The organism is Streptomyces echinoruber, assembly GCF_014651135.1.
Lineage (GTDB): Bacteria > Actinomycetota > Actinomycetes > Streptomycetales > Streptomycetaceae > Streptomyces > Streptomyces echinoruber.
Window position 1 is genome coordinate 167,140 of sequence record NZ_BMWH01000004.1, and the last position, 13,277, is coordinate 180,416.

Below are 13,277 nucleotides of genomic sequence, written 5' to 3' on the forward strand. Positions count from 1 at the left end.
GCCTCGCTCACAGAAACTTAGGTTAGGCTAACCTAAGTTGATGTTCGGGCGACTCGCCCCTCTCCCCGTCCGCACGGACTCCCCCCGGAGGACCCCCCCATGCGCTCGCACCTGCTCAACGACCTCACGGCGGAGCACTACCGCCGCTCGGTGACCGAAGGAGTCGAGCGGGTGGCCGCCCAACTCGCCACCGTCAAAAGGCCGTTCACCGGCATCACCGTCGACGCCCTGGCCCCCCGCATCGACGCGGTCGACCTCGACGCGCCGCTCGGCGACACCACCGCGGCCCTGGACGAACTCCAGGAGATCTACCTGCGGGACGCGGTCTACTTCCACCACCCCCGCTACCTGGCCCACCTCAACTGCCCGGTGGCCATCCCGGCGGTGCTCGGCGAGGCCGTGCTGTCCGCCGTCAACTCCTCCCTGGACACCTGGGACCAGTCGGCCGGCGGCACCCTCATCGAACGCAGGCTGATCGACTGGACGGCCGCCCGCATCGGCCTCGGCCCGGCCGCCGACGGCGTGTTCACCTCCGGCGGCACCCAGTCCAACCTGCAGGCGCTGCTGCTGGCCCGCGAGGAGGCCGAGCCGGGGCGGGCCGGATGGGAGGGGAGTCAAAACCTCGGCCGTCTGCGGGTGTTCGTCTCCGAGGCCGGCCACTTCAGCGTGCGGAAGGCGGCGAAACTGCTCGGCCTGGGGCCGGACGCGGTGGTGCCCGTCCCGGTCGACCACGACCGGCGGATGCACACGGTCGCCCTCGCCCGCGCCCTGGAGCGCTGCCGCCGCGACGGTCTCGTTCCCATGGCCGTCGTCGCCACCGCCGGCACCACCGACTTCGGCTCCATCGACCCGCTGCCGGAGATCGCCGAGCTCGCCGCCCAGTACGGCACCTGGCTGCACGTGGACGCGGCCTACGGCTGCGGCCTGCTCGTCTCCCCCACCCGCCGCGCCCTGCTGGACGGCATCGAGCGCGCCGACTCCGTCACCGTCGACTACCACAAGTCCTTCTTCCAGCCGGTGAGTTCCTCCGCCGTGCTGGTCCGCGACGCGGCCGTGCTGCGGCACGCCACCTACCACGCCGAGTACCTCAACCCGCGCCGCATGGTCGCCGAGCGTATCCCCAACCAGGTCGACAAGTCCCTGCAGACCACCCGCCGCTTCGACGCGCTCAAGCTGTGGCTGACGCTGCGCGTGATGGGCGCCGACGGCGTCGGCCGGCTCTTCGACCAGGTCTGCGACCTGGCCGCCGAGGGCTGGCGGATGCTCGCCGCCGACCCGCGCTTCGACGTCGTGACCCAGCCGCAGCTGTCCACCCTCGTCTTCCGGTACGTCCCGGCCGCCGTCACCGACCCGGCCGAGATCGACCGCGCCAACCTGCACGCCCGCAAAGCCCTGTTCGCCTCCGGCGACGCCGTCGTGGCGGGCACCAAGGTCGCCGGGCGGCACTACCTGAAGTTCACCCTGCTCAACCCCGAGACGACCACCGGCGACCTCGCCGCCGTCCTCGACCTCATCGCCGGCCACGCCGAGCAGTACCTGGGAGAGTCCCTTGACCGCGCCAGCTGAAGACCGCGACAGGATCCACGACTTCGTCGGGATCGGCCTGGGTCCCTTCAACCTCGGCCTCGCCTGCCTCACCGAGCCGATCGACGCCCTCGACGGGATCTTCCTGGAGTCCAAGCCGGACTTCGAGTGGCACTCGGGCATGTTCCTCGACGGCGCCCACCTGCAGACCCCGTTCCTGTCGGACCTGGTCACCCTGGCCGACCCGACCTCGCCGTACTCCTTCCTCAACTACCTCAAGGAGCGGGGGCGGCTGTACGCGTTCTACATCCGCGAGAACTTCCACCCGCTGCGGGCGGAGTACGACGACTACTGCCGCTGGGCCGCCGCGAAGCTGAGCTGCGTCCGCTTCAACCGCACGGTCACCGAGGTCACCTACGAGGAGGAGGGCGGGGACGGGGACGGGGTGTACGCCGTGCGCACGCACAACGGCGAGACCCACCGCGCCCGCCACCTGGTCCTGGGCACCGGCACCCCGCCGTACCTGCCCGAGCCGTGCCGGGGCCTGGCCGGGGACTTCCTGCACACCTCCCGCTACCTGGAGCACCGGGAGCGGCTGCGGCGCAAGAAGTCGATCACGCTGGTCGGCAGCGGCCAGTCCGCCGCCGAGGTCTACCACGACCTGCTGAGCGAGATCGACGTCCACGGCTACCGGCTCGACTGGGTGACGCGCTCCCCGCGCTTCTTCCCGCTGGAGTACACCAAGCTCACGCTGGAGATGACCTCCCCGGAGTACGTCGACTACTACCACGCCCTGCCGGAGGAGACCCGCTACCGCCTCACCGAGCAGCACAAGGGCCTGTACAAGGGCATCGACGGGGACCTGATCGACGAGATCTTCGACCTGCTGTACCAGAAGAGCCTGGCCGGTCCGGTGCCGACCCGGCTGCTGACCAACTCGGCGCTCACCCGGGCCCGGTACGAGGACGGCGGCTACGTCCTCGGCTTCCGCCAGCAGGAGCAGGGCAGGGACTTCGAGATCCGCTCCGAGGGGCTGGTCCTGGCCACCGGCTACCGGTACACCGAGCCGGAGTTCCTCAAGCCGATCCGCGACCGGCTGCGCTACGACGCGCACGGCAACTTCGACATCGCCCGCAACTACGCGATCGACGTCACCGGCCGCGGCGTCTTCCTGCAGAACGCCGGCGTCCACACGCACAGCGTCACCAGCCCCGACCTGGGCATGGGCGCCTACCGCAACGCGTACATCATCCGCGAGCTGCTCGGCACCGAGTACTACCCCGTCGAGAAGACGATCGCCTTCCAGGAGTTCGGCGTATGACCACGACCACCGGCGGCAACGGCATCGGCCGGCTCACCCTGCGCCCGCTCGACGCGCTGACCGACTCCGTACTGCTGCACCGCTGGGTCACGCACCCCAAGGCGGTGTTCTGGATGATGCAGGACGCGCGCCTGGAGGACGTCGAGCGCGCCTACCTGGCGATCGAGGCCGACCCGCACCACCACGCCCACCTCGGGCTGCACGACGGCCGGCCGGCCTTCCTGATGGAGCACTACGACCCGGCCCACCGCGAGCTGGTGGGGCTGTACGAGCCGCAGCCGGGGGACGTCGGCATGCACTTCCTGGTCGCGCCGACCGACCGGCCCGTGCACGGCTTCACCCGGGCCGTGCTCACAACCGTGATGCGGTTCCTGTTCGACGACCCGCGCACCCGGCGGGTCGTCGTCGAGCCGGACGTGCGCAACACGGCCGTGCACGCGCTGAACGAGGCCGTCGGGTTCGTGCCCGAGAGAGAGATACAGAAGCCGGAGAAGAGGGCGTTGCTGAGTTTCTGCACGCGCGAGCAGTTCCTCGGGGCGGTGGGAGCATGAGGCCCGCCGACGCCGTGACCCACCTCTCCCCCGAGCGCTGGGAGCGGGCCAACCGCCTGCTGGTGCGCAAGGCGCTGGCCGAGTTCGCCCACGAGCGGCTGATCACCCCCGAGCCGGAGGGCGGCGGCGTCTACACCGTCCGCAGCGACGACGGGGCGACCCGCTACCGGTTCACCGCCACCCGCCGCGCCCTGGACCACTGGCAGATCGACGCCGACTCCCTCACCCGCCACCGGGACGGCACCGAACTCCCGCTCGCCGCCCTCGACTTCTTCCTGGAGCTGCGCGCCCGTCTCGGCCTGGGCGAGGAGATCCTGCCGGTCTACCTGGAGGAGATCTCCTCCACCCTCTCCAGCACCTGCTACAAACTGGCCAAGCCGCCGGTGACGTCGGCGCAACTGGCGCACGCGGACTTCCAGGCGATCGAGACCGGCATGACCGAGGGCCACCCGTGCTTCGTCGCCAACAACGGGCGGCTCGGCTTCGGCATCCACGAGTACCTGGCGTACGCCCCCGAGACCGCGACCCCGGTCCGGCTGGTGTGGCTGGCGGCGCACCGCTTGCGGGCGGTGTTCACGGCCGGGGCAGGCATCGAGTACGCGTCCTTCGTCCGGCAGGAGCTGGGCGAGCCCACCGTGGAGCGCTTCCACCGCACGCTCACCGATCAGGGCCTCGACCCGGCCGACTACCTCCTCCTCCCCGTCCACCCCTGGCAGTGGTGGAACAAGCTCACCGTCACCTTCGCCGCCGAGATCGCCCGCCGCGACCTGGTCTGCCTGGGCGAGAGCGACGACGAGTACCTGGCCCAGCAGTCCATACGGACCTTCTTCAACACGAGCAACCCGCACAAGCACTACGTCAAGACGGCCCTGTCCGTGCTCAACATGGGCTTCATGCGCGGACTGTCGGCCGCCTACATGGAGGCCACCCCGGCGATCAACGACTGGCTGGCCCGGCTGATCGACGACGACCCGGTGCTGAAGTCGACCGGCCTGACGATCATCCGGGAGCGGGCGGCGGTCGGCTACCGGCACCTGGAGTACGAGGCCGCCACCGACCGCCACTCGCCCTACCGCAAGATGCTGGCCGCGCTGTGGCGGGAGAGCCCGGTGCCCTCGCTGCGCGAGGGCGAGCAGCTCGCCACCATGGCCTCGCTGCTGCACGTGGACCACGAAGGCCGGGGCCTGGCGGCCGCGCTGATCGAGCGGTCGGGCCTGCCGCCGCGCGAGTGGCTGCGGCACTACCTGCGGGCCTACCTCGTGCCGCTGCTGCACTGCTTCTACGCCTACGACCTGGTCTTCATGCCGCACGGCGAGAACGTCGTCCTCGTCCTGGAGGACGGGGTGGTGCGGCGGGCGGTCTTCAAGGACATCGCCGAGGAGATCGCGGTGCTGGACCCCGAGGCGGTCCTGCCGCCCGAGGTGCGGCGCATCCGCGTCGACGTTCCGGAGGACAAGAAGCTCCTGTCGATCTTCACGGACGTCTTCGACTGCTTCTTCCGCTTCCTCGCCGCCCAACTGGCCGCCGAGGGCGTCCTGGAGGAGGACGGCTTCTGGCGCACGGTCGCCGAGGTGGCCCGCGCGTACCAGGAGTCGGTGCCCGAACTCGCCGACAGGTTCCGGCAGTACGACCTGTTCGCGCCCGAGTTCGCGCTGTCCTGCCTCAACCGGCTCCAGCTCCGCGACAACCGGCAGATGGTCGACCTCACCGACCCCTCGGGCGCACTGCAGCTCGCGGGCACGCTGGCCAACCCGATCGCGGGACTCTAGCCCCGCCGCGAACGGGCGGGCGCCCCGGCGTACGGTCCGCCGGGGCGCCCGTCGCGACGGGGGGCTCCCCCCGCCGCCGTACCCGCGCCCTGCCGCACCGGGCACGGGCACGGCGCCGTGCCACTCGGCCCTGCGGGCCACCGCCGCCATCCGGCCCCACGGGCCGCGGTCGTCACTTGGCCCTGCGGGCCACGGTCGTCACTTGGCCCGGCGGGCCACGGTGAAGTGGTCGATCCGGGCGCCGGTCTCGGCGATGCCGCGCACCGTCAGAGTGGCGTAGCGGCCCCGGGGCGCCGGGGTGACGTCGACGCGCAGGAACGAGTAGTCGTCGTAGCGCACCCGGGACCAGGCCACGTCCTCGTTCTGCCGGGCGCCGTCCTTCAGGCAGACGAAGGAGGAGACGGACTCGACGTCCTTCTCGTGGCCCTCGTAGGACTCCTCGGCGCTGAACTTGTACAGGCTGCGCCCGGCCGCGCCCGCCGTGACGTAGACCACGCCCTCGGTCTCCGGGTAGACGGTGCCGCCGATCTCCAGCTTCTTGGCGACCCGGTCGCCCTTGATGACGTCGGTGCGCTCGTAGACGTGGTTGTGGCCGTTGATGACCAGGTCCACGGTGTACTTCTCGAACAGCGGCACCCACTCCCGGCGCACGCCGCCCTCGGAGGCGTGGGAGGTGGAGGTGCAGTAGGCGCAGTGGTGGAAGAAGACGACGACGAAGTCGATGTCCTTCGCCGCCCGGAATCTCTTGAGCTGCGCCTCCAGCCACTTGGTCTGGGTGCCGCCGGACAGGCCCAGGTTGGCCGGGATCTCGTAGGAGACGTCGTTGGCGTCGAGGGAGATGACGGCGGTGTTGCCGTGGACGAAGGAGTACACGCCCGGCAGGTTCGCCCGGTCCGGGCCGTTGCCGGGCATCACCCAGCGGGCCTGTTCGCCGCCGTAGCCGTTGGGCGAGTACCAGGCCTCCATGTCGTGGTTGCCGTACGACACCATCCACGGGACCTGCTTGGCGACGGTCTCGGTCTGGGCCAGGAACTGGTCCCACACGCGCGCGTCGAAGCCGGTGTCGGTCGTCTTGCCGGCGCCGGACGGGTCGGCGTAGGCGATGTCGCCGGCGTGCAGGTGGAAGGCCGGGTTCTGGCCGAGGATCAGGCTGTCGTTGGCCAGGCCGTGGTAGCCGACGCCCTGGTCGCCGAAGGCGGTGAAGGTGAAGGGCGCCTTGTGGTCGGGCGCGGTGGTGAAGGTGCCGAGGGTGCCCAGCAGGTGCGGCTCGGCCGGGTCGAAGCCCTGGTGGCCGACGCCGTAGTAGTAGGTGCGGCCCGGGCGCAGGCGGGTCAGCCTGGCGTGGACGTAGTACTGGGTGTGGTCGGGGCCCGCGCCGATCCCGGCCGGGGTGTGCACGGTGCGCACCTCGGCCTCGATCCTGCGGGAGAGGTCCCAGGGGTGGGCGCCGATGCGGACGAAGGGCTTCCTGACCGGCACCGGGACCTGCCAGGAGACGGTCATCTCGGTGCGCGGGTCGGTGCCGTAGGCGAGGTGGCGGCCGAAGGGGGCGACGAAGGAGCCGTCGACCGTCTCGGCCGCGGGGACGGTGCGGGGCGTGGGAACGGCGGCCGGGGCGGTGGCGCCCGGCACGAACACGCCCCCCGCGACGGCGCCCAGCGTGACCGCGCCGCCCCTGATCATGGCGCGCCGCGAGAACCTGGAGCGCAGGTACTCGTGCTGTTCGGCCATGCTCATGCGGGCGGCCGGCTTCTCGGGTACTCCCATGCGAGGAATGTTCATGGCATCCGAAACTCGTGTCCTCGAGCAACGGAACACAAGACGCAGGATGGACACCCTGCGAACAGGAGTTCACCAGAACCCCAACAGCATTCTGCCCGAAATCGGGCAGGATCCTTGCGAAACCGCGTCCCTTCCCTCAGGATCTTCCGGGTGCACGACGAACTCGTTGATCACCTGACGCGCTCCACGCCCCTCAGCCGGGGCGAGGCGCTGCGTGTGGTCCAGGACGTGCTCGCCTATTTCGACGAGACGACCGAGGAGTACGTCCGTCGCCGCCACCGCGAGCTGCAGGCCCAGGGCCTGGTGAACGCGACGATCTTCGAACGGATCGCGGCGGACCTGAAGTACCGCGCGGTGGCCCCGCCCGAGCTCTCGCTCCGGCAACTACGCCGCATCGTCTACGGCTGAGAACCAGCCACGGCACAGGACCCGGCCGCGGCACAAGACCAGACACGGCGCAGGACCGGACACGGGATCGGACCGGACACCGCATCGGACCGGACACGGCAGAGGACACGGAAAACAACACATGTGCGGAATCGTCGGATACATCGGCAGGCGTGACGTCGCCCCGCTGCTCCTGGAGGGCCTGCAGCGGCTGGAGTACCGGGGCTACGACTCGGCCGGCATCGCCGTCACCTCCGCCAAGGGCGGCGGCCTGAAGACGGTCAAGGCCAAGGGCCGGGTGCGGGACCTGGAGGCGAAGATCCCGGCCCGCTTCAAGGGCACCACCGGCATCGCCCACACCCGCTGGGCCACCCACGGCGCCCCCTCCGACGTCAACGCCCACCCGCACCTGGACCCCGAGGGCAAGGTCGCCGTCGTCCACAACGGCATCATCGACAACGCCGCCGACCTGCGCCGCAAGCTGGAGGCGGACGGCGTGGAGTTCCTCTCCGAGACCGACACCGAGGTCCTCACCCACCTCATCGCCCGCTCGCAGGCGGTGAAGCTGGAGGACAAGGTCCGCGAGACCCTCCGCCTGATCGAGGGCACCTACGGCATCGCCGTGCTGCACGCCGACTTCCCCGACCGCATCGTGGTGGCCCGCAACGGCTCCCCCGTCGTCCTCGGCATCGGTGAGAAGGAGATGTTCGTCGCCTCCGACATCGCCGCCCTGGTCGCCCACACCCGGCAGATAGTCACCCTCGACGACGGCGAGATGGCCACCCTCAAGGCCGACGACTTCCGCACCTACACCACCGAGGGCACCCGCACCACGGCCGAGCCGACCACCGTGGAGTGGGAGGCGGCCTCGTACGACATGGGCGGCCACGACACCTACATGCACAAGGAGATCCACGAGCAGGCCGAGGCCGTGGACCGGGTGCTGCGCGGCCGCATCGACGACCGCTTCTCCACCGTGCACCTCGGCGGCCTCAACCTCGACGCCCGCGAGGCCCGCCGGATCCGCCGTGTGAAGATCCTCGGCTGCGGCACCTCGTACCACGCGGGCATGATCGGCGCCCAGATGATCGAGGAGCTGGCCCGCATCCCCGCCGACGCCGAGCCCGCCTCCGAGTTCCGCTACCGCAACGCCGTCGTCGACCCCGACACCCTCTACGTCGCCGTCTCGCAGTCCGGCGAGACCTACGACGTGCTCGCGGCCGTGCAGGAACTCAAGCGCAAGGGCGCGCGGGTGCTCGGCGTGGTCAACGTCGTCGGCTCGGCCATCGCCCGGGAGGCGGACGGCGGCATCTACGTGCACGCCGGGCCCGAGGTGTGCGTGGTGTCCACCAAGTGCTTCACCAACACCTGCGTCGCCTTCGCGCTGCTCGCCCTGCACCTCGGCCGCACCCGCGACCTGTCCGTGCGCGACGGCCGGCGCATCATCGAGGGGCTGCGCAGGCTGCCCGCGCAGATCTCCGAGATCCTCCAGCAGGAGGAGGAGATCAAGAAGCTGGCCCTGCAGTACACCGAGGCCCGCTCGATGCTCTTCATCGGCCGCGTCCGGGGCTACCCGGTGGCCCGCGAGGCCTCCCTGAAGCTGAAGGAGGTCTCCTACATCCACGCCGAGGCCTACCCGGCCTCCGAGCTCAAGCACGGACCGCTGGCCCTCATCGAGCCCGCCCTGCCCACGGTCGCCATCGTCCCCGACGACGACCTGCTGGAGAAGAACCGCGCCGCGCTGGAGGAGATCAAGGCCCGCCAGGGCAGGATCCTCGCCGTGGCCCACCAGGAGCAGGAGAAGGCCGACCACACCATCGTCGTCCCGAAGAACGAGGACGAGCTCGATCCGATCCTCATGGGCATCCCGCTCCAGCTCCTCGCCTACCACACGGCGCTGGCGCTGGGCCGGGACATCGACAAGCCGAGGAACCTGGCGAAGTCGGTGACGGTGGAGTAGCACCCGCCCCGCACGCACAGGGCGCGACGGGGCGGAAGGCACGGGCGGGCGGGCGCGGTCGGTGCGGCGGGCGCGGAAAGCGGACGGCGGCCCCCCTGTGTGCCATCCGCACAGGGAGGCCGCTCCCGACCGGGCCGGGGCCGCCCGTCCCCGGCCGGCCCGTCGCGCCGACCGGTCGACGGCCGTCAGCCGTCAACCGTCAGTCGTCAACCGTCAGTCGTCGACCGTCGGCCGTCGGCCGGTGATCAGCCGGTGACCGTCATCCGGCGTCCCGCGGTGCGCCGCGGCATCGTCATGGGCCAGTGCGCGAAGGCCGCGGTCGCCGCGTACCAGGCCACCGCCCCCGCCACCACGGCGAACCAGCCGCCGATCTTCGCGATGGTCCCGTTGTCCGCGAACGCGGCCACGGCCAGGAGCACCAGGGAGACGAAGAGCAGCCCGTACATGCCCTGGCCCAGCATGTCGCCGCCCGCGAAGGTCAGCGACAGCGCCACGAGGGCGAACAGGAGCAGGAAGAGCCCGGCGGCGTTGCCGGAGGCCGCCTGGGCGCCGGACAGGCCGGCCCAGGTGAACCACAGGGCGCCGAGCGCGGCGAAGGCCGTACCGCCGACCGTGTCACGGTCGCGGAAGGCCATCAGACCGGCGGCGAACAGGGCGACGCCGCCCACGTACCGGGCGAGCGACGCGGTGTCGGACGCCGTCACGTCGTTGAGTACGCCGGTGTAGCCGAGACCGGCGGCCAGCAGGGTCACCGCGAGGGCGAGCCGGCCGACGATCGTGGTGGTGCTTCCCGCGGAGACGTCTTTGTCCACGGCGGGCTCCCTTCATGTCATGCAGGTGCGGTTGTCCGCGACCGGTATATGCCCTTCACAAAGGCACAAACACCTGCGGCGGGACACGATTCGGTAGCAACCGGGTGTAGACGGGACCGACTTGCGGCGGAACGGGACTCACGGGAGGAGCGTCCTCACGACGGACCGGAGCCCAAGGAAGGAGTGGGGTTCCGACGAACCGCCCGACGAACCGGAAGGCGCGGAAGGAGCGGGCTCCCGACGGACCTGGACGCGCGGAAGGAGCGGCCTCAGGGGATGACGACCACCGGCCGCCGCGCCCGCTTGGCGAGCCGGCCGGCGACGGAGCCGAAGATCCGCCCGGCGATGCCGTGGGTGGAGCCGACGACGATCGCGTCCGCCTCGTACTCCTTGCCGACCTCCTCCAGCTCGTGGCAGATGTCGCCGCCGCGCTCGACGAGGATCCAGGGCACCTCGGAGAGGTAGTCGGAGCAGGCCAGTTCGAGGCCGAGCACCTCGGTGCGGTGATCGGGCACGTCCACGAAGACGGGCGGCTCGCAGCCCGCCCAGACGGTGGTGGGCAGCCGGTTGGCGACGTGCACGATGATCAGTCCGGAGCCGGCGCGCTGCGCCATCCCGATCGCGTACGCCAGGGCGCGCTCGCTGGAGGTGGACCCGTCGAAGCCGACGACGACGCCGTGCCGGAACGCGGGATCGCAGGGAGTGCGTGACTCGTCCGCCGCCAGGGGATCGGCCGCCGTCGGATCGGCGACCGGCCGCTTACGGTCCGCGGGTTCGAAGAATTCGTGACCGGCCATGGCTGTCTCGGCGAAATGATCCTTATGTATGGGTGGGACGACAGTGTGCGGCGGAGCTGTGTCCGGGAATCATCTTCCCAACCCCATACCCCCAAGGGTACGGCGGCACGCCTCCTTAGCCCAGACCCCGCGCACCCTCCGTGGCGGGTGGTTCCCCGGAGCATGCACGAGAGACCGCCCGTAACGCAATGGTCGCTGCCCCACACAGCCTGTTTGCACAGGGGCGGGCGGGGGTCGGCGCGCCCCGTGCCCGCCACCCCGGGTGACCGACGCGCCGGACCGGCGTTAATCCCGTGAACCCCCGGCCGCAGGGAGCCCCGCCGTGCCCGCACCCCGCACCACCGAGCCCAGCCACGAGCCCAGCCACGAGTCCGCCCACGAGTCCGCCGCCGTTCCCGCCGCCGACCCCGCCACCGTCACCGACCTCACCGCCGACCTCACCCGCTGGGCGATCTTCAGCTGCGTCCTCGTACCCGTGGTCCTCCTCTGGTGCGGCACCTCGCTCGCCGGCGCCGCCGGCACCGCGCTGGGCCTCGCCGCGGTCACCGTCGCCTGCCGCCTGCTCCTGCGCCGGTCCGAGCGCGGCGCGGCCCGGACGGCGGCGGCACGGCACGCCCCGGCGCACGGCCGCCGCCACCGCCCCGGCGCGGGCGCCCGCCGGGGCGGTCGGCACGCGGGCGGAGGGACACCGGTCGGCTGACCGGTTTTTGCGCACGGGAGCGCATCTTTTCAGCCAACTTCTGAAATCCATGCATCCCCCCGCACGGGCACCCCCCACCCCCCGTTCCACCTGCACGGAAAGGGTCCACCGGGCCCGGCGCACCCTACCGGGATTGGCCACTGCGACAAGGCGCACTTCCCTGCGCACTCCCCGAATGCAACGCTTCGTGATCGAATGCTTCACGCCAAGTTGCCAAGTCGACAATGCGCCGAGTGTCGAACCAGCCACCCCGGCGCAACGCGACACAGTAGATTCGATCTTGACGTCTACGGCGGGGGACTCGTGCAGGACCGAGGGGAAACGTGCAGGAGCGACACAACCGAGGAGCCGCGACCACCGAGGGGGGCTTAGCAGTATGAGCCACGACTCCACCGCCACGCCGGAAGGCGCGACCCGGAAGCTGTCCGGGCGGCGCCGCAAGGAGATCGTCGCGGTGCTGCTGTTCAGCGGCGGCCCCATTTTCGAGAGTTCCATTCCGCTGTCGGTGTTCGGGGTTGACCGCCAGGACGCCGGCGTGCCGCGCTACCGACTGCTGGTGTGCGCCGGCGAGGCGGGCCCGCTGCGGACCACAGGGGGCCTGGAACTCACCGCACCACATGGCCTGGAGGCGATCTCCCGGGCCGGCACCGTCGTCGTGCCGGCCTGGCGCTCGATCACCTCGCCGCCGCCGGAGGAGGCGCTCGACGCACTGCGCCGGGCGCACGAGGAGGGTGCCCGCATCGTCGGGCTGTGCACGGGCGCGTTCGTGCTCGCGGCAGCCGGCCTGCTCGACGGGCGCCCCGCGACCACACACTGGATGTACGCGCCGACGCTGGCCAAGCGCTATCCGTCGGTGCACGTCGATCCACGCGAACTGTTCGTGGACGACGGCGACGTGCTCACGTCGGCCGGCACCGCCGCCGGCATCGACCTGTGCCTGCACATCGTGCGCACGGACCACGGCAACGAGGCGGCGGGCGCGCTGGCCCGGCGCCTGGTGGTCCCGCCGCGCCGAAGCGGCGGACAGGAACGCTACCTCGACCGGTCTTTACCGGAGGAGATCGGCGCCGACCCGCTCGCCGAGGTCGTCGCCTGGGCGCTGGAGCACCTCCACGAGCAGTTCGACGTGGAGACGCTGGCGGCGCGGGCGTACATGAGCCGCCGTACGTTCGACCGCCGCTTCCGGTCGCTGACCGGCAGCGCGCCGCTGCAGTGGCTGATCACGCAGCGGGTGCTGCAGGCGCAGCGGCTGCTGGAGACCTCCGACTACTCCGTGGACGAGGTCGCCGGGCGGTGCGGCTTCCGCTCGCCGGTCGCACTGCGCGGGCACTTCCGGCGGCAGCTGGGGGCCTCCCCGGCCGCCTACCGGGCGGCGTACCGGGCGCGGCGGCCGCAGGGCGAGAAGTCCGGGGACGGCGACACCTCGCCGGCGACGCCCGCGGGCACGTCCGCGGCGGCGGCCGGCCCGGCGGGCGGCACGCACGCGAACGCCGGCGCCCGGATCGGTGACGGCAACGGCGCCGGTCCCGTCGGCCCGACCCCGTCCTCCCCCCTCCACGGGGAGGGACCGGTGCCGCGCCAGACGCGCCGCAAGGCCGCCAGCACCGTGGGGGCCGGGGTGCCGTCGCCGCGCAGCGGTTCGTAGGCAGGCGGCCCCGTCCGTGGATCCGGGCC

11 protein-coding genes are annotated in these 13,277 nt (G+C 71.5%); 8 read left to right on the forward strand and 3 right to left on the reverse strand.

Annotation, left to right across the window (positions count from 1 at the left end; genetic code table 11):
* The first annotated feature begins 99 nt into the window (after positions 1–99).
* From desA to IE225_RS07745, 4 genes are read left to right on the forward strand one after another with little or no spacing between them, the layout of a single operon-like run.
* Positions 100–1,566, forward strand: a complete 1,467-nt coding sequence (gene desA / locus IE225_RS07730; RefSeq protein WP_190056611.1) for a lysine decarboxylase DesA — start codon at positions 100–102, stop codon at positions 1,564–1,566.
* Positions 1,550–2,845 carry a lysine N(6)-hydroxylase/L-ornithine N(5)-oxygenase family protein gene (locus IE225_RS07735; protein WP_190056612.1) on the forward strand — a complete coding sequence of 432 codons (1,296 nt, stop codon included), beginning with the start codon at positions 1,550–1,552 and terminating at the stop codon, positions 2,843–2,845. Before desA ends, IE225_RS07735 begins: the two co-directional genes overlap by 17 nt.
* The gene (locus IE225_RS07740) at positions 2,842–3,396 is read left to right on the forward strand and encodes a GNAT family N-acetyltransferase (RefSeq protein WP_190056613.1); all 555 of its coding nucleotides are present in this window, start codon (positions 2,842–2,844) and stop codon (positions 3,394–3,396) included. Before IE225_RS07735 ends, IE225_RS07740 begins: the two co-directional genes overlap by 4 nt.
* The gene (locus IE225_RS07745) at positions 3,393–5,165 is read left to right on the forward strand and encodes an IucA/IucC family protein (RefSeq protein ID WP_190056614.1); all 1,773 of its coding nucleotides are present in this window, start codon (positions 3,393–3,395) and stop codon (positions 5,163–5,165) included. The genes IE225_RS07740 and IE225_RS07745 overlap by 4 nt, the downstream gene beginning before the upstream one ends.
* Before the next feature lie 198 nt (positions 5,166–5,363).
* On the opposite strand, the gene IE225_RS07750 is transcribed toward IE225_RS07745, so the two are convergent.
* Positions 5,364–6,932 (reverse strand): purple acid phosphatase family protein, encoded by a 1,569-nt coding sequence (locus tag IE225_RS07750; RefSeq protein WP_190056615.1) that lies wholly within the window; start codon positions 6,930–6,932, stop codon positions 5,364–5,366.
* A 165-nt stretch (positions 6,933–7,097) separates the two neighbouring features.
* Here IE225_RS07750 and IE225_RS07755 point away from each other — a divergent pair, with 165 nt between their 5' ends.
* Entirely contained in the window at positions 7,098–7,355 is a 258-nt protein-coding gene (locus IE225_RS07755) for a hypothetical protein (protein ID WP_190056616.1), read from the forward strand.
* 121 nt (positions 7,356–7,476) lie between these two features.
* The gene (gene glmS / locus IE225_RS07760) at positions 7,477–9,294 is read left to right on the forward strand and encodes a glutamine--fructose-6-phosphate transaminase (isomerizing) (protein WP_190056617.1); all 1,818 of its coding nucleotides are present in this window, start codon (positions 7,477–7,479) and stop codon (positions 9,292–9,294) included.
* Between the two features lie 245 nt (positions 9,295–9,539).
* Here glmS and IE225_RS07765 read toward each other — a convergent pair whose 3' ends face one another.
* Both IE225_RS07765 and IE225_RS07770 read right to left on the reverse strand, forming a co-directional pair.
* Entirely contained in the window at positions 9,540–10,106 is a 567-nt protein-coding gene (locus IE225_RS07765; RefSeq protein ID WP_190056618.1) for a GPR1/FUN34/YaaH family transporter, read from the reverse strand.
* 269 nt (positions 10,107–10,375) lie between these two features.
* Positions 10,376–10,903: a universal stress protein gene (locus IE225_RS07770; RefSeq protein WP_190056619.1), complete on the reverse strand. Its 528-nt coding sequence runs from the start codon at positions 10,901–10,903 to the stop codon at positions 10,376–10,378.
* 322 nt (positions 10,904–11,225) lie between these two features.
* On the opposite strand from IE225_RS07770, the gene IE225_RS07775 reads away from it, so the two are divergent.
* Entirely contained in the window at positions 11,226–11,603 is a 378-nt protein-coding gene (locus tag IE225_RS07775) for a hypothetical protein (RefSeq protein WP_229879320.1), read from the forward strand.
* 376 nt (positions 11,604–11,979) lie between these two features.
* On the forward strand, positions 11,980–13,248 hold the full coding sequence (locus IE225_RS07780) for a GlxA family transcriptional regulator (protein ID WP_190056620.1): 1,269 nt from the start codon (positions 11,980–11,982) through the stop codon (positions 13,246–13,248).
* Positions 13,249–13,277: the final 29 nt, after the last annotated feature.